Origin of the sequence: Mesorhizobium sp. B3-1-8, assembly GCF_006439495.1 — a bacterium.
Lineage (GTDB): Bacteria > Pseudomonadota > Alphaproteobacteria > Rhizobiales > Rhizobiaceae > Mesorhizobium.
Map to the genome: position 1 here is coordinate 15535 of NZ_VFTK01000007.1, position 23979 is coordinate 39513.

Annotated in this window: 23 protein-coding genes; 16 read left to right on the forward strand and 7 right to left on the reverse strand. The window is 59.6% G+C overall.

The genetic code is table 11. The annotated features are described in order from the left end of the window. Positions 1 to 3 precede the first annotated feature (3 nt). The 4 genes from FJ424_RS08365 to FJ424_RS08385 form a co-directional block, all read right to left on the reverse strand. Positions 4 to 627 carry a hypothetical protein gene (locus FJ424_RS08365; protein WP_181182247.1) on the reverse strand — a complete coding sequence of 208 codons (624 nt, stop codon included), beginning with the start codon at positions 625 to 627 and terminating at the stop codon, positions 4 to 6. 52 nt (positions 628 to 679) lie between these two features. After that, positions 680 to 1738, reverse strand: coding sequence for a hypothetical protein (locus FJ424_RS08370; RefSeq protein WP_246677185.1), 1059 nt, complete (start codon positions 1736 to 1738; stop codon positions 680 to 682). Between the two features lie 556 nt (positions 1739 to 2294). Then, complete coding sequence (locus tag FJ424_RS08380) at positions 2295 to 2591, reverse strand: hypothetical protein (RefSeq protein ID WP_140659670.1); 297 nt, start codon at positions 2589 to 2591, stop codon at positions 2295 to 2297. A 55-nt stretch (positions 2592 to 2646) separates the two neighbouring features. After that, positions 2647 to 3063, reverse strand: a complete 417-nt coding sequence (locus tag FJ424_RS08385; protein WP_140659669.1) for a hypothetical protein — start codon at positions 3061 to 3063, stop codon at positions 2647 to 2649. Positions 3064 to 3425: 362 nt separating this feature from the next. Here FJ424_RS08385 and FJ424_RS08390 point away from each other — a divergent pair, with 362 nt between their 5' ends. The 6 genes from FJ424_RS08390 to FJ424_RS08415 all read left to right on the forward strand — a co-directional run bounded on the left by FJ424_RS08390 (position 3426) and on the right by FJ424_RS08415 (position 10976). Then, positions 3426 to 5081: a hypothetical protein gene (locus FJ424_RS08390; protein WP_140659668.1), complete on the forward strand. Its 1656-nt coding sequence runs from the start codon at positions 3426 to 3428 to the stop codon at positions 5079 to 5081. 1 nt (position 5082) lies between these two features. After that, positions 5083 to 6420 carry a hypothetical protein gene (locus FJ424_RS08395; protein ID WP_140659667.1) on the forward strand — a complete coding sequence of 446 codons (1338 nt, stop codon included), beginning with the start codon at positions 5083 to 5085 and terminating at the stop codon, positions 6418 to 6420. A gap of 40 nt (positions 6421 to 6460) precedes the next feature. Next, on the forward strand, positions 6461 to 7438 hold the full coding sequence (locus FJ424_RS08400) for a hypothetical protein (RefSeq protein ID WP_140659666.1): 978 nt from the start codon (positions 6461 to 6463) through the stop codon (positions 7436 to 7438). A gap of 157 nt (positions 7439 to 7595) precedes the next feature. Further along, on the forward strand, positions 7596 to 8156 hold the full coding sequence (locus FJ424_RS08405; protein ID WP_140659665.1) for a hypothetical protein: 561 nt from the start codon (positions 7596 to 7598) through the stop codon (positions 8154 to 8156). A gap of 389 nt (positions 8157 to 8545) precedes the next feature. Continuing rightward, positions 8546 to 9001, forward strand: a complete 456-nt coding sequence (locus tag FJ424_RS08410; RefSeq protein WP_140659664.1) for a MucR family transcriptional regulator — start codon at positions 8546 to 8548, stop codon at positions 8999 to 9001. Positions 9002 to 9503: 502 nt separating this feature from the next. Next, entirely contained in the window at positions 9504 to 10976 is a 1473-nt protein-coding gene (locus FJ424_RS08415) for a hypothetical protein (RefSeq protein WP_246677186.1), read from the forward strand. A gap of 152 nt (positions 10977 to 11128) precedes the next feature. On the opposite strand, the gene FJ424_RS08420 is transcribed toward FJ424_RS08415, so the two are convergent. Both FJ424_RS08420 and FJ424_RS08425 read right to left on the reverse strand, forming a co-directional pair. Further along, complete coding sequence (locus tag FJ424_RS08420; protein WP_210239400.1) at positions 11129 to 11755, reverse strand: RloB family protein; 627 nt, start codon at positions 11753 to 11755, stop codon at positions 11129 to 11131. A 38-nt stretch (positions 11756 to 11793) separates the two neighbouring features. Continuing rightward, the gene (locus tag FJ424_RS08425) at positions 11794 to 12975 is read right to left on the reverse strand and encodes an ATP-binding protein (RefSeq protein ID WP_246677187.1); all 1182 of its coding nucleotides are present in this window, start codon (positions 12973 to 12975) and stop codon (positions 11794 to 11796) included. Between the two features lie 128 nt (positions 12976 to 13103). Here FJ424_RS08425 and FJ424_RS08430 point away from each other — a divergent pair, with 128 nt between their 5' ends. From FJ424_RS08430 to FJ424_RS08440, 3 genes are all read left to right on the forward strand, one after another. After that, positions 13104 to 13364 carry a hypothetical protein gene (locus FJ424_RS08430; protein ID WP_140653154.1) on the forward strand — a complete coding sequence of 87 codons (261 nt, stop codon included), beginning with the start codon at positions 13104 to 13106 and terminating at the stop codon, positions 13362 to 13364. After that, entirely contained in the window at positions 13348 to 13872 is a 525-nt protein-coding gene (locus FJ424_RS08435; protein WP_246677188.1) for an abortive infection family protein, read from the forward strand. The genes FJ424_RS08430 and FJ424_RS08435 overlap by 17 nt, the downstream gene beginning before the upstream one ends. Before the next feature lie 1035 nt (positions 13873 to 14907). Beyond that, positions 14908 to 15666, forward strand: a complete 759-nt coding sequence (locus FJ424_RS08440) for a thermonuclease family protein (RefSeq protein ID WP_140653150.1) — start codon at positions 14908 to 14910, stop codon at positions 15664 to 15666. Positions 15667 to 16023: 357 nt separating this feature from the next. Here FJ424_RS08440 and FJ424_RS08445 read toward each other — a convergent pair whose 3' ends face one another. Beyond that, positions 16024 to 16293, reverse strand: coding sequence for a transposase (locus FJ424_RS08445; protein ID WP_140653174.1), 270 nt, complete (start codon positions 16291 to 16293; stop codon positions 16024 to 16026). Positions 16294 to 16847: 554 nt separating this feature from the next. On the opposite strand from FJ424_RS08445, the gene FJ424_RS08450 reads away from it, so the two are divergent. From FJ424_RS08450 to FJ424_RS08480, 7 genes are all read left to right on the forward strand, one after another. Then, entirely contained in the window at positions 16848 to 18026 is a 1179-nt protein-coding gene (locus tag FJ424_RS08450) for a PfkB family carbohydrate kinase (RefSeq protein ID WP_246677189.1), read from the forward strand. 68 nt (positions 18027 to 18094) lie between these two features. Continuing rightward, positions 18095 to 18871 carry a glutamine amidotransferase gene (locus FJ424_RS08455; protein WP_140653146.1) on the forward strand — a complete coding sequence of 259 codons (777 nt, stop codon included), beginning with the start codon at positions 18095 to 18097 and terminating at the stop codon, positions 18869 to 18871. Positions 18872 to 18899: 28 nt separating this feature from the next. Beyond that, positions 18900 to 19670: an ATP-binding cassette domain-containing protein gene (locus tag FJ424_RS08460; RefSeq protein ID WP_140653144.1), complete on the forward strand. Its 771-nt coding sequence runs from the start codon at positions 18900 to 18902 to the stop codon at positions 19668 to 19670. 31 nt (positions 19671 to 19701) lie between these two features. Continuing rightward, positions 19702 to 20688 carry an autoinducer 2 ABC transporter substrate-binding protein gene (locus FJ424_RS08465; protein WP_140653142.1) on the forward strand — a complete coding sequence of 329 codons (987 nt, stop codon included), beginning with the start codon at positions 19702 to 19704 and terminating at the stop codon, positions 20686 to 20688. A 46-nt stretch (positions 20689 to 20734) separates the two neighbouring features. Continuing rightward, positions 20735 to 21682, forward strand: a complete 948-nt coding sequence (locus FJ424_RS08470; protein ID WP_140653140.1) for an ABC transporter permease — start codon at positions 20735 to 20737, stop codon at positions 21680 to 21682. Beyond that, positions 21679 to 22638 carry an ABC transporter permease gene (locus FJ424_RS08475; protein WP_140653138.1) on the forward strand — a complete coding sequence of 320 codons (960 nt, stop codon included), beginning with the start codon at positions 21679 to 21681 and terminating at the stop codon, positions 22636 to 22638. The genes FJ424_RS08470 and FJ424_RS08475 overlap by 4 nt, the downstream gene beginning before the upstream one ends. Beyond that, positions 22638 to 23954, forward strand: coding sequence for an ArgE/DapE family deacylase (locus FJ424_RS08480; RefSeq protein ID WP_140653136.1), 1317 nt, complete (start codon positions 22638 to 22640; stop codon positions 23952 to 23954). Before FJ424_RS08475 ends, FJ424_RS08480 begins: the two co-directional genes overlap by 1 nt. Positions 23955 to 23979: the final 25 nt, after the last annotated feature.

The window sequence follows — 23979 nt, forward strand, 5'->3', positions numbered from 1 at the left end:
CGGTCAGGCGACCTGCGGAGCAAAAAGGCCATCTTCGGCAACAAGCCTGTCAAAGAGCCCATCATAGGTATATTTGGAGACCCACTGCCGGTCGCAATAGGTCATGAAGTCGTTCCAGGCTTCGCGCGGATATCCGAGCACTCGCACCCGCAGCATCGGTGCGGAGGCGAACTCGACGTTCTGCTCTCCTCCTGGCATGATTGGAAAATCGTTGCCCCCAGAGGTCGGTTGGATCCGCTTTAGTCGCACGCTCATCGGACCGACCGGGGGCGAGGGAAAGACGAAGTTCAGCGACAGCGCGGTGTCGCGGCGCTGTTCGGTCAACGTCGGATGCTGCGTTGCTCGAAGTGATATCTCGTTGGCCGAAGCCACATAGGAACCGGGAGCGCCAAGTGTTGTCGAGATCGCGATTTCACCCCGCACGCGCAAGTTGGAGGTCAGTCCACGGGGCTGGACATACACCCGGATCGTCGTCGCCTTTCCGGCGATCAGCCGCACGGTATGCGCCATATTCTGAATTGCCTGCGTGACTTCGATGCCCAGGACGTCCAGTCCTGCTCCGCCGGCCTGCAGACCGGCCGACGCCTTCCAACGCCGGCGTGGGGTGGGAATGTCAATGAACACCATATGGTCTGCCCCCTGATAGCTTCGCGCGCAATGAACACGTGGTTCAGATTGTCTAGCGTGGCCTTCCCGGTTCGACCGCGGCAACTCCGTTCGCGGTGCGCCGCACATAAGCTGACGACCGGTAGGTGATCCGCCGGGCATCTGCGATTGATCCCAACGGACGATTGTCGAGCGGCGTGCGCCAGGGATTGATGGACAGGTTATCTCCATAAAGTTCCTGCCCTGCCCGATTGACGTCCTGCCGATCGAAGACAAGCGAACCAATCGGCACAAAAGGTGTCGGCCAGCGCCGCATGGCGGCGTCGACCGGTGTCTCCATGTCCGTCGAGAAGGGCTGGATGGCGAATTCGAAGGCGGCCTCGCTCGATGACAGGCGCTTGGCCAGATCCACCTTGAGAAAATTTGGATCCGCTCCCGGCTCGGCTTGGCTGGAAGCCAACATCGGCCGGAGCCGATACTTCACGACGGCTTCCGGTCCGCAGGCGTAAGGAAGGACGCTCCAGTAGGTCGCGCTCAAGACACTGCTTTCCGGTTTGGCCATCTCGTCGAGAACGACCTTCGTTTCCGGATGCGCTGCGAGATAGACATCAAAATTTCGGTTTACCGCCGCATGCGAGAACTCGCAAAAGTCCTGCCCTGTATCGACAAAGAACCGGTCATGGTTCTGCATCAGGAGGTCGGCTGTCCCGGCGAGCGGATCGTCGGCATCGAGCGTCTCGCTTTTCAAACCAAAGAGTTTGATGCCTATCCCGATCGTCGCTCGAGACGCGTCCGCTGTATCGGGAGAGGTGTCGCTCGAGAACCTTACCCAGGCCGCGAACTCGCGGTAGGAGAACAGCCCTTGCCTGAACCTTTCGGGAATGTCTTGGTCGATGCGCAAGGTTGCCTTCGCGACGCCGTGAACCTTCCTGAACACCGGCCTTGGCGCGGGTCGTATCCCCGAAGCTATGAAATGCCTTTGAACGACATCGACGAACAGCCGCCGCGTTTCTTCCCGAAAAGATGCCGCGCAAGGGTTCGCGGCTACACCAGCGACAGGCTGCTGTTCCGATTGCCCCTCGGCAGGGGCTATTTCCTTGGCACGTCCCAGCGCGGCGAGCGACCTGACCATCACGTTCCCTTTCGGGCGATTTGGACGCCTCCGGGCGCCAAGCCGCCGCTATTTCAGCTGATGCCAGAGGCTTTTCACAGCTGGTCGGTTGGCAGTTGGACCGGGCGGCCAGCGGGTCTCTCAGGCTTGGCGATAGACGCTAGCAGGGGCTCGCCGGCGGATCCGGATGTGACAATCTGGGGGCATCTCAAGCACGCTGCCCTGCCCTCTTGCGCGAACCACCTGCAGGTGCGGCGTATGACGCATGCGGGAAGCTTTTCGACAACGGCCGGAAGCTGCCGCGCAATGCGAGATGCCAGGCTGCACTCGGCCCCATCGAAATGGATGCATTTGCGTTCTTCGCAGATGGCCGAAAACCGAAAGACCTGCGTCGGCGGCGCTGGTGCAGCCGATGCGAGGACTTCGTCGCTGACGGGCAGCATGTCGTTCAGGTAGGCAACCCTGTCCCCAGTCTCAACCGGAAGGACCACCCCTAGCACGAGCGCATCGCTCATTTCAGGCTGTGCGCTCGGGCATCTGGTTGCCGATGCAGGATTACCTGGCATGACGGCGCTCGTCAGATAGGATCGACCGGGAAGAAGCCAACGACGATGTCGGGTCCCAGCAACAAAGTTGCGGGGACTGCGCCTTGACCGATCGTGGTAGCGATCTCGTTCGACAGCGAGTGGGCTTGCGATGCATCCAACTGCTGCTTGTCCAGCTCCCTCACTACGAAGCCGATGATGCCATGGCCCGGCAGGAACGTCGGCGCCGCAGTGAAGCCTTTGAGGCTCGACTTCTTGACCGCAGACGCTACCGCCTTTGGAACGACCTTGTTCAGATCTTTGATCGATATCGAATTTGGGCGACCCATGGTTTCCCCTCCTGCATTCGACCGAGACTGCGATGCCGCGACCCGCGATCCTCAATTACTCGCTCTTGCTGCGTGGCGCCCACCACGGAAACGGCCAGGGCAACGGAAAACCCTCGCCGGCAATCTCAGCCTCGCTCCATTTCCTTCCGCCGTCGATCTTTGCCTCCATTGTGTTCGTCGAACTATGGACGCGAACACCCACGACCCAAGCCGGAACCGCAAAGGCCTTGGTCACGCTGATTGGGCAGACCAGCTGCGCAACTATCCCCATTGGCTGGGTCGCAACGAAATCTAGGTCCAAAAACCCATCCTTGGGCGGCATGATATAAATCCACGGCGCAAGGTCCGGCCCGGTCCATCCCGTCGTAGGGACAGTCCCTCTTGCCGATACCGCGATGGCTGGAGGATTTTCTGGAATCACAATCAAGCCTTCGACCCGGACATCGTCGACAGAATAGACACGCGACTGCATGACTTCCTCCTACCTTGTACTAATCCGCTGTTTGTGCGGAGCCAGGCCGTTCAGCAACGATAACTCGCCGCTGAAATGATTGCGCGTGAATAAATCGTGAAAGCGATGCCGGTTGAGCCGCTGGAAGAGCTAACCTCCAAAGTCGAATGGTGACCAATCAAGCGCTCGAAAGCAGGCGGCGGCGCATCTGCAACCTTTCCCTCGCGCTCACTCATTAGCGATCACAAATATTTTGAAGCACCAGCTTCGCAAACGCTTCCCAACCGGGTACGCTGTTGCTACCTTTTTCTGAACATTGTCCGTGACGCCATTGGTGTGTTGAGGCTTACAAAGTACAGTTCAATATTGCGTGGGGGTCGGGCATGCTTACGCTGCGCGCGGTCGGGCGATTTAGACTCCTGGATGCAGCAGGTATTGACCACAGTCCGCGATCGCAAAAGGCCCGCGGACTCATCGCGTTGTTGGCTTTTTCGCCTGGATTTTCGCGAAGCAGAGTCTGGCTGCAGGACAAACTTTGGAGCGATCGCGGCTGCGATCAAGCGGCTGCGAGCCTTCGCCAGGCTCTCAGCGATATCCGGAGACAGCTCGGGCAGCATTGCTCAATATTGCAAAGCGACAGGCAATCCGTATCACTAGACGCCTCGTTTTTTCGAATCTCGTTCGAACGGCCGGCGTCAACGGGTCCGGATCTTGCCCAGAAGGAGTTGTTCGAGGATCTGCATATCTCGGATTTGCATTTCCAGGATTGGATCCGAGGACGGCGCCTTGCGATCGCAATTCCGTCCGCAGGCGGCATCGATCATTCTGCTTCGAAACCGACGCTGGAACTGGCACGTCGCAAGGTCCTTGCGTTTGACGTCGACTGCGAGGAGCGCGGTCCCTTGAGACAACTCGCCAGCCGATTCTGCGCGCTGGCGTCGAAAGCCATCGCGGCACAGGTCGAGCCAGTATCGTTCTACGAGGCTGACACTGTCACCGGAAGCACAAGCTTCGATGGCGCCGCGCAAGTGGTCGTTATGCAGGTCGGGGTTCGAGACGGCAATCCACGAGCCTCGCTCTCGGTGACGATCAGCGATGCAGGCAGCGGCTGTGTATTTTGGGCCGAGAGTGCCCAGCTGAACTTGAGCGCCCATGAGGCCGATGCACCTTCGGCATTTTATTCAATTGCCTCGCGTGCCGTGGATGCCACGGTCGATGCGCTGACGCGGGGCAACGGTTCGGCAGATGGTCACGAGATGGCTCTCAGACTTTTCAACAGCGCGCGCATCCTCACCATGACCCTCGCCAGGGAGAACCTTGCGCTTGCCGATCGCCAGTGCGCGGTCGCGTTCGAAATGGCCCCGAGCGGCGGTCCGTTGGCCTGGCGCGCCCTCATCCGCCAGATCAGCCATTTCCAATACATGACCTGCGAATTTCTACCTTCCCAGGAGCCAATCCCGGTGCTCGCCGCCAGAGCCCTCGAGGCGTTTCCGGAAGACTCGATGACGCAGTGCGTGAGCGCCCATACCGAATATCTGTTTGGCGGCGACACCCGGCAGGCCTTGCAGCTTGCGAAACGCTCCATCCAGGCCAATCCTCTGAACGCCTTGGCGTGGGCGGCGCTCGCCAATCTCCAGACGGCGATCTCGGACTACCGCAACGGCTACGCTTCAGCGCGCCGGTCCATTGATCTGAGCACCGGAACGCGCGCGGCTCACTTCCTGCAGTTCTACGGCTGCATCGCGGCGGCTGGCCTTGGCGACTACAGATTAGCGACGCGTCATGCGCGCGCTGCGGCCGAATTGTCCCCGAACTTTGCGCCACCGCGCCGCTATCTGGTCGCGCTGAAAGCATCCGGCAATGACGGTCAGGCGTTGCGCGACGCCTTGCAGGAGCTGAGGCAAATAGAGCCGTCTTTTGAAATGAAGCTGCTTTTGGACGGCAGCTATCCGGTGAACACGATGCGGCGCATCCCGCTGATAGACAACGTCGAAGGTCGGCTGCGCAGAGGCATGGCAGGGTTTTTGGAGCATCACTGAAATGCGCGTCGCCGTCATAATCTCCCTCATGGTCGGGCTTATTTCGCTGTGGTCGAGCGAGGCCGACGCCCGCTGCAAGACGTTTTCTCAAAGCACCATGTATGACGCTGGCATTTCGCCGATCGCTGAATGGCGCACCGACTACCCCTCTTCGTCTTCGGCCGGCGTGCCGGCCTGGAGCACGATCTCCTTTGCGAGCGAACCCGCGCGCTACATGGAGGCGGTCCTCGAAAGGGTCCGACCGTACTTCCGCTACAAGGACGCTAGCTTGGCGGGGATCGGTAGCGAGCCTTGGTGGATGTCCGAATGGATGGATTACGACAAGTTTGGCCGCGAGCCCCTAATGGGGCTGACCAAGGAGCTTGCTCCTCGCACGCACCAGCTATCGCAGACCTCGCAATCCGGTTCGCAGGTGTGGGCGGTCAACTTCTACAATGAACCCGGCGCCGTTACGCTCCACCAGGTCTTTGCCGACCCCTGCTCTCCCGTCGTGCCTGAAAAACTGCTGTTTCCCGGGGGGACCGTCGCCATAAAATTCCTTTTCACCGACGCCAACCTAGGCAGGTTCACCGGCCAGGTCGATTATCTGAACGGCGGGCCTGTCTACAAGGCCCATATCGACCCCGAAGGCGTTGGCTTTCCCGCTGACACCAGCGCTCGCAAGACACGCGAGGTCAATATGCTGCAGCTCGACATAGGAGTCCGCGACAGCAACGCCACCAAGACCGGATGGGTGTTCGGCACCTTCGTCTGGATGGGCCCTCTCAAGGGCGACGGACTATTCGACAACCTTGTCCCGGCGGTATTGCTTTGGGGCAATGACGAAGGTGTCGTGAGCGACGACATCAAAGAGAGCTGGGTCAACCCGGCCACCAAAACGAAGCTGTCCGGGTGGAACGAGCGGCCGTTCCTTGGCTTCCAGGGGCGTGCTAACGGTCCGGCCGACAACCTGAACTCGTCCTGCCTGTCATGCCATGCCGCAGCGCGACTGCCGCTTGCGGCTGCGGGGATCGCCAGACCGGGCAGAAACCCGGTCGATCTCGATGACGCCGCCGTGGTTGCGGCGCATGTCGACCTCTGGTTCAAGAACATCAAGCCGGGCGAGGTGTTTCAGCCCGCCAATCCGCCCGCGGTTGCCGCGCTTGACTATTCCTTGCAGGTGCGCACCGCCATCGAGCGCATGTGCCAGGCCTGTGATGACGGCGCATTGGACGGCGACACGCCCGACATATGCGTGAGGGCCGGCTATTTCACTGGCCCGCGATGTGTTCCGCGAAGCGCCGACAAGGTGATGGCTTCCCAGGGAATGCGTCAAATCCAGGCGCTGCCGCGCGAATAGAGACAGAGGCGAAAGTCGGCATCCAAAGCGAGGCGGGCTGATGTTCATCGTTGCCGAGCTCATCAAATTCCTTGGCGCTTTCCTAGCGGCCAGCGCGGCGATTGCTGGTGCCTATCTCGACGGCACCAAATCGATCGAGTCCGGCAAACTTACGCGCAGAGGGCGCATTGTCGTCGGCTCGGCGATCACGGGTGTCATACTGTCGGGCTCCGCTCAGGTCGCGCAAATGATCGATTCACGCACATCAGCGGAGGCAACACGCCTGCGCAACGAGGAGACCGCCAGCCGGCTGGAGCAGATTCCGCGTCTGATTGCGCGGCAGAGCTACCCGCTGGAGCCGCTCGAACTGTTCTTTTCGGTTGAGTATCCAATGGATCAACCGGTACTCAAAGCCTATTCCGAAAGGCTTCAAGAAGACATTGTGCAATATCTGCGAAATTCGCGCAGCGTTAGTAAATCGACGTCAGACGACCTCGCGAACGAGGATATAGATTTCGTCATCAGCAACGCGCCGGAATGGCTGCCCACACAAGCCGAGCAGGAGCAAAAGGCGCAGGCTTTGGTGGAAGACAACACCGCGTTCGTTTTTCTGAACCCGGACCAGACGAACACATTGGAACTGAAGTTCCTGTCCACATCCGCAGGCATCCAGGATGTCATCGTCACGATGCCGAAGCGCGGTGACATCAAGCAGCACATTGAGCTGCAAGCCGACTACAAGCGACGCGTTTTCATCAAAGCGGTCCGCTGCGAGAACCCGGTCCGGACCGGCTCGGATATCACATCGTTCAGCGCACTCGATTTGGTCGGCAGGACGGTGAGCTGGCAAGACGGTGTCGTTACCAATCTCAAGTGGACCTTGGCCAGCCTGGCACTGCGGTTCTCATATGATTATGGCTTCGGCCAAAATTTCAACCAGCTTCCCGCAGGACGGGACATCGCGATCACCCCTTCCGGATCAGTGATCACGGCGCAAAACGTCGGTCTGGACTTCCTGTTCAAGAAAGCGGGTCAGTAAGTAATTGCGGCGGCAATGAAGGTGGACAATAAACCTACTGCACTTTCATCGCTTCATAACCATTGCAGTCCTCACGACTTTAGAGTATAATCCTAAGTGTTTGCTACACCGATTGCCAGTGGCTTCATTGTTACTCTTTCGAAAAAGGAGCTAACCCATGAGAAATACAATTGCACGCCTAATTATTTCGCCGCCAGCAGAGAATAAACGTGAAGCGGGAATACGTTGGTACGAGGCGCAAGTCGACGCAGAAAAGCAAATTGCCCGGCTGACCGCCTACACGGCCAAGGACGAAAAAGGTGGCGAAGCCGAGACCCGGCTTTATGGCAAAGGAAAATTCACAACCACAATTAGGGAAGGTGGGGTGACCATTGCATTGGATGGTCAGGTCAGCCGTGATGGCGAAGGCCGTGTCCACGTCGAAGGCATGCTGAACGGCACCACCTTCAGCCTTGTCGAAGGGCAAGATCGAACCTACTCGAACGGTCCTCCGAAGTTCAGCGCGGTTGACAGTGCCATCATTCAGCGCTGGGGTCGCCTTGGCGACTCTTGCGAATCTCTAGCGCAAGCGACCAGGCAATCGTGGGGAGTCGTTTCATGCTCCTTGCTCTATCTCGGGATTGGGTGCGCGGCGGCCGCCTGCACTGAAGCCGCCCTACCTGCCTGCGGGGCAGCATTTGTCGGCGGAGCACTTGCAGTAGAGAATTGCCTGCAGTGACTGCAACCCGGCCAGTTCAGTGGCCGCTCCTAAATCTAAGCCCGGCAATCGGTGTAGATTTCAGCGGACCATGAGGTGGGGAACGCCGAGAGACAAAGCGGCAAGCGAGCAGGCAATTCCGACGCGCGAGTGCATCGATCAAACTTGTCCCACAGCGGATTCATGCATCCCGACCTCCTTCACAAGTGCCCGCAATTCCGCTGGTGGCGCGAGACAGAAAGTTCGAAAAGCTTCCAGGAACCCCAACCGGATTAGATGTCTCTGGCGTCGGCCACTCGCCAGCCCCCAATCTCACAGCTTCCGCAATGGTATTTATCTCGCCATCGCTCAAAATTGCGATATACGGCTAATGGGCGAAGCGGATTTGACCCCATGCCAGGAGCGAACACTTGAGTGATCAAAACGAAGCCATGACGGCCGATCTGGTTGGGCTGACGGCAGACATTGTCGCTGCTTATGTCAGCCAAAATCCGCTGCCCGTTGCTGGGTTGCCAGATCTCATCGCGTCGATCCATTCGTCGCTGACAGGCCTCGGTCAGCCGAAAATGGCCGAGCCGCCTAAAGACGAACCCGCCATCAATCCAAAAAGATCGGTGACGCCTGACTACATCATCTGCCTGGAGGACGGGAAGAAATTCAAATCGCTGAAACGTCATCTCGCGGTACACTACCGGCTCACTCCAAACGAATACCGCGAAAAGTGGGGATTGAAGCCAGATTATCCGATGGTTGCGCCGAACTACGCGGCCCAAAGATCGACGCTCGCGAAGGCCGCGGGGCTCGGACGCAAAGCGCAACCTGCCCCGACTCGAAAGGCGCCTGCCAAACGAAAGCCTAAGGCTTAGTGAATGATGGCTGGCGGTGCGTCAAAACTCGGGCACGCTGTCAGGGGAGTTAGCCAATCGAGACAATGCGCCAAGCGATCCTAACTCCGACGATCTTCGGCGACGTTTAAGCTCTTGCTGACCGTCACCGATAGCAGAAGAGTGCTTCGGCGATAGTGGATCTCGCTATGTAGCGGTCTTCCGCGTCGAACGCCCAGATACGGGCTCTGATCAAAGTCACAACACTGCGGATCCAGACCGCCAATTTTTCCATCAGCTGGCAAAATCAGCTGCAGGCTCAACGCGGAAAGGTCGAAAAGACGACCCGATCGACAGCCCTAGAACGGCAGAAGTTTAGTTATGGAACTCAATATTGTTATTTCAAGTCAGATATTTAGGCCTTGACACAGTTCCATCCACCCGATTGGCCATCGGAATGCACTTACGATTTCTGAGTAAGACATCGATTGACGATGGCTAAGATTATCGGATTATCCCCAACGTCGCACAAAAGGTGAGGAAAATGGCGCGCAGCAACCTGCTCGATAAAGGGAAAAAGCCCCCTGAAACGACGCCAACGGATTTTCTCGCCACCATCTTGGAAGATATCATTGCCACTGCGTCCATGCCTTACGATCAGTGGGATCGTCTGAACGAGTCGCCGTTTGTGCCACTTGAAATCCGAAACTCCGCCGAGGGACGATTTCGTGTTACCCAAGTGGGAGTTGACGCTGCTCACAAGCTCACTCGTCAGACTTGGGAAAACAACGCCGGCTATCGCCAGACGTTTAAACGCGCCGAGTTTGACAAGAGGTCCTTCACGGCAATCGGCGACACGATCTTGCAGAGCCCGCGACATGTGGAAAACGGAACGATTACCGAGATCGACGGCCGCTTTTACCAACTGTTGGCGGCTGACTATGAAATCAATCTCGACCGCCTCGTAAAGGATGCCTTGGTTGACCTTGATCGGCACATACCATGTCAGCTTTTCCACTCGAGCCAGGAAGTCGCTGCGTTCTCGGTTGGGCCTGTTGAGTTCCGACCGCGGGCCGCCTGGATCGAGCGGTATGTCACCGACCCTCTCGTGCTCACCTACGTCCGGAAGGTTGAGAGCGGCGAGCTGCGTATCGGCGAGCTGCGAAGCCAGTCATCGGCGCGCCCGGCCGAACGCGAACTTTTCACTGCATCGGTCATTGCTCGGTGGCTAGGCGGATTTGAGTGGATCGCGACAGTCGCCATGGTTGGCCACGAAGTCAATCAGTCCCACCACAAGGCGTCGATCATCGTGGGCCTCGCTATCGACGTGGTGGGCCTGCGTTTCCAGCTTGACCAAGCTAGGCGTTTTACCAAGGCCGGCCGACAGCACCTTTTCGCCGAGGATCGGCTCGCCACCACCAAAGATGGCGCGTTCGTGCATGGTTGGGGTGCGGAAATGGCCGGCCTTGGCTCTGCGCCAGGCGCTCTTTCGGCGAAAATGGCAGCAGAGCGGCCATTTTTTGATGCTGCAGGCAAACTGCTCGGCATTTATCTTGAGAGCCGGCAGACCGGGCCGGCGCCTCATCTCGTCGAAAGATGGGCCAATGCACTCTACTGGATGGGTGAAGCTCGTCGGGAGGCATCCGATTTTATGGCGGTGGTCAATTATGGTTGCGCGGCCGATGGCCTGTCAGGGGCCGGCGGCGTTGCCAAGGTCATGGTCGCGTTTGCGCAGGCAGCCTTGAACCCCAAGGCAGAGCCGGCGTTCAACGAGGCCGTCGCGACAGCGGTGCATCGGGTCTATCGAGAGGGACGAAACAAGCTTGCCCATGGCGAGTCCTCGGGGCTTTTCGAAGACTTGGCGGAGATTCGCTCGATTGGCGACACCCTGCTCGTAAGCCTATTTGATGTCGCCACTCTTGAACTGGCCAAAGCCCTCGAACAACGTCCGCAGGTTTTCGAGGTTGATGAGAAAGCGGCGTATCGCGCGCTGTTGGCGCGGCTGGCGACGCCATGATAGTGCGGCGGTGGTTCGAGAGATCGAACCGGCCGAGGCCAGGCGAGGCCCCCTGGACCCGACCCTCGCGCTCCCGCCCACCCCTGATATGGCGTTTGAAGTTTCCAACGCTAGGAAATTAAACACACGAGCTCTTCGGGCCCACAGCCAGCTCAGGCCCAGGCCGACGGGATTGCCAGGATCGTACCGGCAAGAACATCGACGTCGGTATACGGGTCACTTCCATTGGGCGGCGCGAATAGACCGCGAAGAAGTACGGCACGCGTCGTAGCGTCAGCAATACGAGCCTTTGTATCTTCGTAGGCGGTGGCGATGTTTTTTGCGTAGGCAGGATAGACGCCTGGCTTGCGCAGCTCGGCATAGACTTCTGTCCGGTGGATCGACGCCAGGACGTCACGAAAATGGAGCAGGATCCACAACTCGAAATTGGGGACGGACGGGACGGCCATGAACGGCACCAGAACCCCGGCGTCGTTTCTGTAAGCCTTGTCCAGGGCGGCCGCCCGATTCAGGGCATTGTGGAAGTTGTGGTGGTCGTCGCGGTCGAACACGGCATAGACCTGATCGAATGTCTTGCCCTCCTTCAAGAATTGATCGACGGCGTAGTTCACGACATTGAGCGGATCGGTGCCAAAATCGGATGGCAAGATCCTGACGCGCGCGGAGCTAAGGCGGCGCTCCTGCCTGATGGCCGTGAAGTAGTTGGTTTCGGTCTTTTCGCCTTCGCAAACGATGAGGATGCGCGGCGCACCTTTCTTGCGTCCGTTTTTTCGACGCAACGAGTCTTCCGAGCGGCTATGTCGGCGAGCCATCGCGGTCAGCTTTTCAACGGCTGCAAGATCGGAACGCCGCCGTACCGGCCGCCGAGGTAACCCCGCTCGAGCGCTTCCGTTTTACGCGGGGAGAAGTCGATCAGCGGATACAGATGCGAAACCTGCTCCGAGTCCTTTTCCGTGAACCAGATCTGATCGCGCCGCAGATGCCCGCCGTCCAGAAGCGAGACGTCATGCGTGGTGAAGATCAACTGGGCGCCGTGCGGGTTGGTTTTAGGGTCGTTGAACATGCCGACGATTTTCTGGACCAGAAGCGGATGAAGGCTCCGATCAAGTTCATCGACGACCAACAGACGGCCGTGCTGCAAGATATCAAGCAAAGGGCCGGCCAAGCTGAAAATGATCTGCGTGCCAGAGGATTCGTCGATGAATTCAAGCGGGTAGACCACGCCGCCTGCCTTGTGGCCAAACCGCGGCATATCGATATCGACATCGGCCGTTTCATGGGTGCCCGTCTGCAAATTGATCTGAAATTGTTTGCGTGTCTGCCTATCCAAAGACAGGCTGGATATGCCCGTGTCGGCGGCAGCGATCAGCGACACCACGCGCTGCTCGTTCTTACTGTCGGATACAAAATTGGCCGTGAAGTCGACGCCAATGCTGCCCCCGTTGGGCAGGACGACCACGTCTTCGGAGAATGCTTGGTAGAGCGGTCGCAACTGCTCGTTGTTAAGGTTCACCGCCGTAGTCAGGAACAGCACTTCCTTCCGCGTCGCGCCTTCCCAGACCTTCTTCGTACCGACAAAATAGTCGCTGTAGCGGTACTTGTATTTTCCGGTCTTCTCATCGCGTGTGCGCGAAAACCATTCCTGCGGCTTTGAGGTTTCGTAGACAAGTAGCCACTCGGCATTCACCACGCGTCGCGTCAACTCAAAGCCATATTGATAGCGTTTGCCTTCGATGACGAAGGTTGCTTCGAAGATCGACGGGTAAGACTGAGCTCCCTCGCGCATGGAAAAGGGCGCCAGATTGCTTTCCTGCTCAGGTTGAATCTGATTGGAGGTCATCACCATCAGCGCCATGAACTGCAGGGCGCGGATGACATTGGTCTTGCCACTGGCATTAGCGCCGTAGATTGCGGCCGAGGTCAGCGCCCGCTTGGCCTTTTCCAGGCCAGTGCGACGCGTGTGCGTTCCTTCCATGGAAGCGTCGCTGCTGGCGGTCATCCGAAGGATGGTCTCATCGCGGAACGACCGGTAATTGGTAACTCGAAATTCCAATAACATACTGGGTACTCTCTGTTTAAGCCATGATATTGCACAAAACATGCAAAAAGTAAAGATATTTCGGCTCTATGATCGAAATGCCTCTTGCGCTCGAAGGTCCCCGACCTCAGATTGCGGCAATGGAAAAGCCCCTTACCCCCGGCCTGCGCACGGCCATCGTCGAAGCCTTCTATCCGGTCAGCGCTAACATCTTGGCTGACGTGTGCGAGGGTTTCGGGCTTGCAGCCGGCACGCGCGAAGAAGCGTTCTCGAGCAAGCAACGATACGTGAGCAAGCGGCTTGTGGCGTTGTCGCGGGAGGCCTTGATGGATCTTGCGCGGCGTCCTTGAGGAATACCCGACCGAGAATCTCGAACGGGTCGTGAGAAGCGCCACGCCAACCTTGCCGGCTGACACGATCGTATCGACGACGCTGGCCTCGTTCGATGAGGACAACGTCCATGCCCTCTGGCAGAAGGCCTTGAGCAGGCGAGACAGCGATCCGGCCGGGGCGATCACGATTGCGCGAACCCTGCTCGAGGAGGTCTGCAAGCACGTGATCGACAATGCCGGGCAATCCTACAGCGAAAAGGACGAACTGCCGAAACTGTACCGGACGGCCGCGGAGTGCTTGAAACTCGCACCCGACCAGCACACGGAAGACATCTTCAGGCGCATTCTGGGCGGTTGTCAGACGGTGGTCGAAGGCCTGGGCGCCATCCGGAACAAATTGAGCGACGCCCATGGCCAAGGACCTAATCCGGCCCGGCCGACCGGACGGCACGCCGCCCTCGCCGTGAACCTAGCGGGTGCCATGGCGACCTTTCTTGTCGCCACGTGGACCGAGCGGAACCCATAGGTCGATCGGCCAGCACCAATTCGAAGTCCCTATCGATGGGGAGGACAATCGTAGCCATCTACCCTGTCGATATATGACATAATGTCCTTTATGTCATTTGATGACTCCTGGGTGACTGGCATTCAGGCCGCAAGCGACGATAGGAAAAAAGCGCCTCCTCAATAGTGGGTGTCGCTATGTAGCGGTCTCCCGCTACCACTTCAAATCCACTATTTGGTCAACGGGTTTCCCCCCAACCACTGCCAGCCCAGCGATGGTAACGGCATATAATAAAGACAAGCACTTAACTTTAAAGGCGGGGTAAATCGCTCGCCCGGTCGCTGCACAGTGTCGATCAGTCCCAATCGCGTTTACTCTGAATAGCACTTCCTCTTGCACAAATATTCCCTTTAAGAGATGCTTAACTCTAAGCCGTGGGAGGGCTGGGGGAATGAGAGTAAAGGCGTTTTTGGCACTTTGTGCCAGTGCCGCGCTGTGCGGCTGTCAGACTAGCAATCAAGCAGACTACGTTCAGATAGGGTTTGGGCCGAGTTTCGACGTTGCCCATGCTCAATGCGAATTGCAGAAGCGGTCAGCCGACCAAGGCTATATTGCGATTGGGTCGCCGGCGTTTGTCGCTGGCGCGGGCATAGGCAACGCCCTAGGCAACGCTATCGCTGAAGACCAGTTCATGAGGAACTGCCTTATCATCAACGGCTGGAAACGAGCGCCGCATGGGCAAGAAGCGCCGGCGGCAGCAGCGGCCGTTGCTGCTGGAGCCACGCCGACACCCTATGGGATCGCGCGCGCGCCCGGCAGCTGGATCAATACGGCTCTGCTGGACTGGTCAGACGCCAACAAGAAGTGCGTAGCGGGGGATAAGGCGGCTTGTGCCACACGGTCGCAGCTCGGCGCTCGCTTGACTGCCGCCGGCATCAATCCGGCAGCGTCTTAGGGGGCTGCGTCGTCGTGGCCGGAAGGCAGGTCAAGGGATTGGCGTGGCTCGCTTTGTTGGGCCTAGTCGCGTGGCATTGGCCTTCCGATCGGCAGAGGCCGATGAGTCCAAGCGACCAGACCGTGACCGCAAATGAAACTCCACTTGTCAAATCAACTCCAACGAGTATCCCGACACCTGACGCGTATCCGTCATCGCAGCCTTCAATCGTCAAATCCGAACCGCAGCCGGAACCCAAGATCGCGACGCTTGCAGGCCCCGCCACTGCGATCGACGGTGATACGATCGAGATTGGGGGCACGCACGTCCGTCTCAACGGCATAGACGCTCCGGAATATGCACAGCAGTGTGAAGACGCGAAGCACTTCAACTACTCGTGCGGATGGCAGATCACATCGAGCCTGCAGAAGTTCTTGGCCAGATCGAAGCCTACAACGTGCGCGTTTGTGACCTGGGATCAATACGGCCGGTTTGTAGGGAACTGTGCCAGAGCGGATGGCACGGACGTCGCTGGTTGGCTAGTAAAGAACGGTCTCGCGCTCGACTGGCCTAAATACAGCTATGGCGCCTATGCCCACCAGCAGGCAGCGGCGAAAGCGGCCAAGCTCGGATTGTGGAAAGGCTTTTTCGACGAACCATGGACCTGGCGCGCTAAGCAGGCTGAACGATCAGCCGCAAAGCAGCGCTTCGGCATTCTGAACACTCAGGCGGAATCGTCATCGACCTACTCCTGCCAGCCGCGGCGAACGTGTTCTCAGATCAGTTCCTGCGACGAAGCGAACTGGTACCTTGCCAACTGTTCTTGGGGCGGCAAGCTCGATCGCGACAAGGACGGGATTCCATGCGAGAGCCAATGCTGACCGGCAGAGCGCTTAAAGCCGTTTTTGAGGCTATATTTTCACTTCTGCCAGGGGCTGCGTTCGCGGGCGAGCGTCTGACCTTGTTGAGAGTATCCCGGAGCCAAATCGACCAACCGCGTTTCAATCGATTATATCGAACGCGTGTAGCTGCACAGGCGCAAGCAAGATGATCTTCATGGGAGAATCGGAAGACGCCGGCTACTGGACCGTCCGATGCAGCGAGGCGGATTATATGGTCGAGGTAAAGAATTCAGGCGACCTCGAAACAAAGATGCTCTCTCGCAGAGGCGCTAGGTTTGCGTTGCTGGCGGCCATTCTAAAAGGCGGCGCGGGTGGACAAACTTAATATGGGGCTGATCAAGCTGACCGCTGGCGCAAACGCCTTCGGAAAAGGCGGAGCAGTTGGTGGCGATGGCGATATCTATTTCCGCTGGTGATGGTGCCGCTGGCTGCCTTTTTCTCTGTCAACCCAACCAGCCTCGACACCGTCGCCGGTTTTACCCAAATCCGCAGCAAGGTGCGTGACACGTCGTGGCGCTTTGCCAGACTGTAGAGAGTCTCGCCCGAGAGAAACTCCTGCGCGACCTGCCGTTTGAATTCCATACTGTGAGTGCGATGTTTTGCCATCGGCTCCACTTTCGGAAACCCGGCAAGCCTGGTTAATTCATCAAGCCGATTGTCCACCCCCAGGGGCGCACTCCAAAAGGCGCGCTAAGTTGTCTCTCGAGCGGCCGAAATGGATTGACGGCTTCTGGGGCTCGCCAATCGGATGGCGGACGTTCAAACCGTTTGTTAGTCTCGTAATTGGCCAAGCGGGAACGGCACACGAAGGCAAGCTGGACGCAGGCTTGATCGCCGGAATGTGAACGGCTTTTTCCCTCTTGGCGAGGCCACAAACACGCTTCCTGGTGTGCGCCGTGGGGCGGCGGTAACAAATGGATGGTCCGGAAGCCCAATCATTGAGAGAATGCGTTCGCTCTTCTTGAACCGTTCTGAACAGCATGCTCGCTTCCCCTGAATTGAAAATCCTTCAATATTGGAATGGCGCCCTTGGGATTCGCATATTTTCGGATCAGCATTCCAATATGCGATGGCAGTCCACAACTCTTTGGAAAATGATTTCGTTGAGATGGCGCGATTCCGTTGCTAGCGTTTGAAACGCTTCAATAGGAGCCATATTGTTGCAACGCAAGCGCCCCACCATAGCAGATGTTGCACGAACCGCCGGCGTTTCCATCGGCACGGTTTCGAACTTCATCAACGGGACCGCAGCCCTCAAGGAAGGCACACGAGATCGTATCGAAAAGGCGGTCGCCGCCTTGATGTACCGGCCAAGTTCGTTTGCACGCTCTCTACCCGGCCGCGTGCCGCAGCGGCTGAAAAGCCTCGACCATTTACCCCGGCTTCTGGTCGCGGGCCGGGTAAGCGTCGACTTCCTGTGCCGCGTCGACGTGCTGCCGCATCGCGACGATCGGGTGACGGCGACCCATATCGAAAAGGCGTTGGGTGGTCCTGCGGCCAATCTCGCGGTTGCCGCCGCTGGCGTCGGCATGCCCTACGCGCTTGACGTGGAGCTTGCGACGGCGGTTGGCCAGGACGCGGAGAGCGACTGGGCGCTGGGCGAGCTTTCCAAGCTGGGGGTTCATGCCCTGCCCATCCGCAGCACGCCCAACGACCGTCTCTCCCAGGCGATCGTCATCATCGAGCGCAACGGCAGCCGCACCATCATCAGCGAACCGTTCGAACTAGGCGAGGTTGACCTGACGGCCAACCTCGACATCCAGCCCGAGCAGCGCCCGGCCTGCCTGCATATCGAAGGCTTCCACTATGAGACGATGACGGCCTCCGTCGCCCGTTTTCATCAGGCCGGCTGGAAAGTGAGCCTGCATTCGGCCGGCCTGCCCGGAAGCGCGCGCACGCCGGAAGTCTTTGCTCGGATGGTCAAGCAGATCGACCTGACCTTTATCAACGATGTGATGATCCGCGAGATCTACGGTTTTGGCACCCGCATGGCGACCATGATCGACGAAGTGCGGCAGATGCTGTCACGCATCAAGCCGCGGGGAACGGTCGTGCTTACCCTGGGCGAATTCGGCGCGGTCGTCTTTCCGGCAACCGGCGGACCGCAAATCGAAGTGCCGGCACTACCCGTCAACCGGGTGGATGCGACCGGTGCAGGCGACAGCTTCGCAGGCATCTTCCTCAGTCTGTGGCTGCATGGCGCATCGCTGGAAACAGCGGCCCGCTACGCAGCGATCGGCGCGAGCCTGACGACAACCGTCGAGGGTGCGCAGGGCTACATCGCCGACTTCGCGACATTGAAGGCAACCGCTTCGGCAAATGACGTGATGGCAAGCTAGATCAATACGTTACCGGGTCCAAAGCATCCGGCAGGCGACCAACAAGGCATCATCGGGAGAACATGGTCATGGCGAAAACGAAAGTCCTTCTGGTCGGCGAAAGTTGGATGAGTTCGGCCACCCACTACAAGGGCTTCGACCAGTTCGGAAGCGTTACCTTCCATCTCGGCGCGACGCCTTTGGTCAACACCCTGAAGGACAGTGAATTCGATCTTGAATACATGCCGGCGCACGAGGCCGTCGAAAAGCTGCCTTTCACCATGGAAGGACTTTTGCAGTACAAGGCGATCGTGCTCTCCGACATCGGCGCGAATTCGCTGCTGCTTCACCCCGATGTCTGGCTGCACGGCAAGACCGTGCCGAACCGTCTCAAGCTGCTGCGCGACTGGACGCAGGCCGGCGGCGGCCTGGTCATGATCGGCGGCTATTTCAGCTTCCAGGGCATCGACGGCAAGGCCCGCTGGCATCGCACCGCTGTTGAAGATGCACTGCCGGTGACCTGCCTTCCCAATGACGACCGGCTCGAAATCCCGGAGGGCTTCCGCCCCGCGATCACCGGCCCCAGGGATCACCCGATCTTTGCCGGCATCGAGGGCGAGTGGCCGATCCTGCTCGGCGCCAACGAAGTTATCGCTCGTGACCGCAGGGATGTCGAAGTTCTCGCCCAGCTTCCGCAGGACCAGGGCGGCCACCCGCTGCTGGTCACCGGGCGTCATGGCGAGGGCCGCACGCTGGTCTGGACGTCCGACATCGGCCCGCACTGGCTGCCGAACAGCTTCGTCGAATGGCCTGGCTACGCACGTCTTTGGACCAACGTGCTGCGCTGGGTCAGCAAGGCCGTCTAGCCAAACCGCAGCAGCGGGAGGAATAGTCATGACAGCCCCCTTTCTGGTTGCTAGGAACATCGCCAAGCGCTTCGGCGCGTTGACGGCGCTTGCCAATGTCGACCTGGAGATCCGCTCCGGCGAAGTGCTTGCGCTGCTCGGCGACAATGGCGCAGGCAAGTCGACCTTCATCAAGATTCTGGCGGGCGCCCATCCGCCAAGCGACGGCGAACTTCTCATCGAGGGCACCGCCGTCGCGTTCTCTTCGCCCAAGGATGCGGCTGCGTCCGGCATCGCAACGATCTTCCAGGAGCTGGCGCTTTCGGAGAACCTGTCGATCGCCGAAAACGTGTTTCTGGGTCGAGAATTGAAACGCTCCATTTTGGGCGTTCCCTTTCTGAGACGCAAGGAAATGCGCGAGCGCGTCGACGGCCTTCTGCAGGAACTCGACGCCCATATCACCGACCCTGAAGCCCCTGTCGGCAGCCTTTCGGGCGGTCAGCGCCAGGCCGTTGCCATCTGCAGGGCGCTTAATCTCAACGCCAGGCTGGTCATTATGGATGAACCGACGGCTGCCCTTGCTGTCGCAGAGACCCGCAAGGTGCTGGCGCTGACACGGCGGCTTGCCGCGCGCGGCTGCGCCGTCGTCCTCATCAGCCACAACATTTCCGAAGTCTTCGAGGTTGCCGACCGGATCGTGGTGTTCCGGCGCGGCCGCAAGGTGGCCGAACGGCTGGCCACTGAGACCAATCACGAGGAAGTCGTTTCACTCATAACAGGCGCCCATCCCGACGTGCGGGCGCTCGAAAAAACAAACTGACACGCACGTCATTCCAGAGAGGATCAACACAATGCTTTCACCATTCAAAAAGGCGCTTGCTATCTCCGTGCTGTCACTCGCCGTTGTCACGGGAGCGCATGCGGCGGACAAAAAAAGGGTTGCCTTCGTGCCGCAGCTGATCGGCATTCCCTATTTCAACGCCATGGAAGCCGGCGGCAATCGCGCCGCCAAGGATCTTGGCGTCGATTTCGTCTACTCCGGCCCGGTCGACACCAATCCGGTGGACCAACTGCAGATCGTGCAGAATATGATCGACCAAGGCGTCGAAGCGATCTCGGTCAGCGTGCTCGATGCCTCGAGCATCGCGCCGGTGGTCGAGAGCGCCAAGGCCAAGGGCATCAAACTGTTCACCTCCGACAGTGACGCGCCCGACAGCGGCCGCGCGGTCTATGTGGCGCAAGCGACCGACGAGGGGCTTGGCACCACGATCATCGACGAACTCGTCAAGCGCGTCGGAGAGGACGCCACCATCGGCATCGTCTCTGGCGAAGCAACGGCATCCAACCTCAACGCCTGGATCGGCTTCATGCAGAAGGAAGCCACAGCCAAATATCCGAAGCTGAAGCTGCTCGCGCCGCAATATGCCGGCGGCACGGCCGAGCGCGCCGCGCAGATCTCGGGCGATCTCATGGCTGCCAACCCCGATATTAAGGCCATCATCGCCGTTGCGTCCTCGACCTGCCCAGGCGTTGCCCAGGCCATTGAAACCGCCGGCAAGATCGGCTCCGTCGTTGGCACGGGTTATTGCAGCCCGAACACCGCCCGCTCGTATCTGAAGAGCGGCGCTTTCGGCTTCACCGTGCTGTGGGACCCCGAACAGCTCGGCTATCTGACGGTCTGGGCCGGCAAGCAGCTGATCGACGGCAAGAGTTTCGAGGCCGAAAACAAGATTGCCGGTTTGGAGAAGCCCGCCACCTATGACGCGACGAAAGGCATCCTGCTGCTCGGGCCGCCGGCTATCTTCACCAAGGACAATGTCGACAAATTTAACTTCTGAGCCCTGACGTGAACGCGATGCGGCAGCTGGAATCGGTGTCTTCTCCATGAACGGGCGGGAGTGGTCTCTGCTTGTCGCCTGTTTGCTGGCGATCGTCATCTTCTCTATCGCATCGCCGCACTACGCGACCTCGGGCAACGCAGTCACTGTCTTGCGCAACGCCGTTGAGCTTCTGCTGATCGGCCTCGGCATGACCTTGCTGCTCGCCATGGGCGGCATCGATGTGTCCATCGGCATTGTCATGGGTCTCGCGGCCATCGCCATCGGCCGCATCCTCGGCGCGGAAGGCACCCCATTCCTGGCGCTCATTGCCGGGCCCGCGGTCGGCGCGTTGCTGGGATGCGTGACGGCCGCCGTTGTCGTCCTCGGCCGCGTTCCGGCGATCGTCGGCACGCTTGGCCTGCTTGGCGTCTATCGTACCGCCGTGTTCGCCCTACTTGGCGGGCAATGGCTTTCCGGTCTGCCCTCGAGCCTTACCGATCTGCTGGGTGCCACCGCGCTCGGGATCCCCGTCCCTGCACTGGTCATCGCCGTTGCCTATCTCGTGGTCTGGCTGGCGCTGCGGCGAACGCCCTATGGGTTGCACCTGCTGGCGATCGGCAATTCGGAGGAAAAGGCGCGGCTTTCAGGAATTCCGGTGATCAAGGTCCGCTTCGTGACCTTTGTCATCAGCGGTGTCTTGGCCGGCATCGCCGCCGCTTTCTATGTCGCGACCTACCGCAACGTGGAAATGTCGATCGGCAGCACATCGGCGCTGGATGCCATTGCCGCGGTTATTCTCGGCGGCACGAGCATACTGGGCGGACGGTGCAGCCTCATCGGCACCGTGCTTGGCGTGTTGTTGCTCAGAATTCTCCAGAACGGCCTACTCCTGATCAGCGTTCCCTCGCTCTGGCAGCCCGTCGTCACCGGCGCTCTCATCATTGGCGTGCTTGGCTTCGAAGCTGTGTCCAACCGCCTTCCTATGGCCCGGTTGCAGCGAGCCCGCACATGAAAACGCTCCGGAACCTGCAGGGCCCGGCCCTTACCCTCGCGCTTCTGTGCGCGCTCTGGCTGATCGTCATCGTTGGCCTGCTGGCGCTCAAGCCATCGGTTTTCAATCTCGGTACGGTTACCAACGTCCTCCAGTTCTCGACCATCCTGGCCCTGGTCGGCCTCGGGCAGGGTCTGGTCATCCTGGCTGGCGGAACCGGCATAGACCTGTCCGTCGGCGGCGCGGTTTCGCTGTCCGCCATCCTCGCCATGCTGTCGCTCAAACTGGGGTTGCCGCCGGTCTTGCTGCCAGTCGTCTGCATCCTGGCCGGTGCGCTGCTCGGCGCCCTCAACGGATTGCTGGTGAACAGCTTGGCGCTATTGCCCTTCATCGCCACGCTCGGAACATTCTTCGTGTATTCCGGCGTGGCGCTTGCCGTTACCGGCGGCGCGGCCCAGTCTGGCGTGCCCGCCTGGCTGCTCCTGTGGGGGCGCGGTGTGGTCGCGGGTATTCCCGTGCCCTTCCTCACCCTTGCCATTCCATGCTTCGCGCTGGCCGGCCTTGTGCTGATGGCTACGGCCTGGGGGCGCTGGATCCACGCGATGGGCTTCAATGAACGCTCGGCCAGGCTGGTCGGCATTCCCGTCGAGCGCGTGCGCTTCATCCTCTATGTGCTGAGCGGCGCGCTGGCTGGCGCCGCCGGTCTTGTTTCACTCGCCTGGCTCGGCAGCGGCAGACCCAATATCGGTCAGAACCTGGAGCTCGAATCGCTGACCGCCGCCATGCTCGGCGGCATCGCCATCACCGGCGGGCGTGGCGGCGTCGGCGGCGTTTTCGCGGCCGTCCTGCTGCTGGTCACGCTCAAGACCAGCCTTCTGCAATTGAACATCAACACGGTCTGGCAGGTGGGAATTGTCGGCGCCCTTCTGGTGTTCGTCCTTCTGGCCGACCGGCTTTCCCAACGTTGGAGATCATAATGCCTTCCATGGAAGAGACCATCGCCGCGCGTGTCGAGGCAGCGGCCGATCGCATCGTCGAGACGCTGAGCAATCTCGTCGCCTTCCCCTCTATCGTGAAGTCCAATCCGAAGGAGGCCGGCCTGGGCGAACGGGATTGCCAGCTCTATCTAAAAAAGCGCATCGAGGCGCTCGGCTTTACGACCGACCTTTGGGATCCGGATGGCCCCGCACTGTACGAAAAATACAAGGGACGCGCCGGCGCCAACAAGGGCAGGACCTTCGATGGCCGGCCCAATCTCGGCGGCGTGCTGAAGGGCACAGGCGGTGGGCGCTCCATCATGCTCACCGGCCATATCGACGTCGTGCCGCCTGGTGCGGCCGGACACTGGACGACCGACCCGTTCCAGCCTGTGTTGAAGGACGGCTTCCTGCATGGCCGCGGCACGGTTGACATGAAGGGCGGCGTCGCCTGCATGCTGATGGCGGTCGAGATCCTGAAGGAGCTGAATGTCAGCCTTTCCGGCGACATCGTCTTCACCACTGTCGTCGATGAAGAAATCGGCGGCATGGGGTCGCTCGCCATGGTCGATCGCGGCTTTTGCGCCGATGCCGGCATCATGACCGAACCGACGGCAAACAGGATCGCGCCGCTCTGTCACGGCATTCTGTGGGGCAAGATCATCATCGACGGCATAGGTGGCCATGCGGAGCTAACGCCGAATGCCTGGTATTCGAGCGGCCCGGTCGATGCCGTGCAGCTTTGCCGGCAGATCCTCGACGGCATCGACATCCTCAACCGGCGCTGGATGTTCGATCCGAAGAAGAACCATCCACTGATGGACCTGCCCAACCAGATCATCGTCACCCAGATCAATGCCGGCGAACACCCGTCTTCGATGGCCGGCCGCGGCGAGATCATCATCGACGCTCAGTACCTGCCGAGCGAGCATGACGAGTACAGGCTGGGCGGGAATGTCAAGCGCGAGATCGAAGAGCATATCGCCAATGTCTGCCAGGCGGACCCTTACCTGCGCCTGCACCCTGCCCGCGTTGAATGGATCCTCGACGCCGACTGCGCCGAAATCCCTTCGGACAGTCCGTTCGTCGGTGTCTTCCAGCAGGCTGTGAAGGTCGCCAATCTGTCGCCTGCGCTCAGCGGCTTTGGCGCACACAGCGATATTGGCCTGCCCACTGGCCTCGGTAACACGCCGACCATCAACTTCGGTCCCGGCGATCCCGCGCAGGCGCATCAGCCAAATGAACGCGTCGCGGTGCGCGACCTCATCGACTGCACAAAGGCGATCGCCATCGCTGTTGAGAAATGGTGCCGCTAGCGAACCATGCAGACCTGTGGCTATG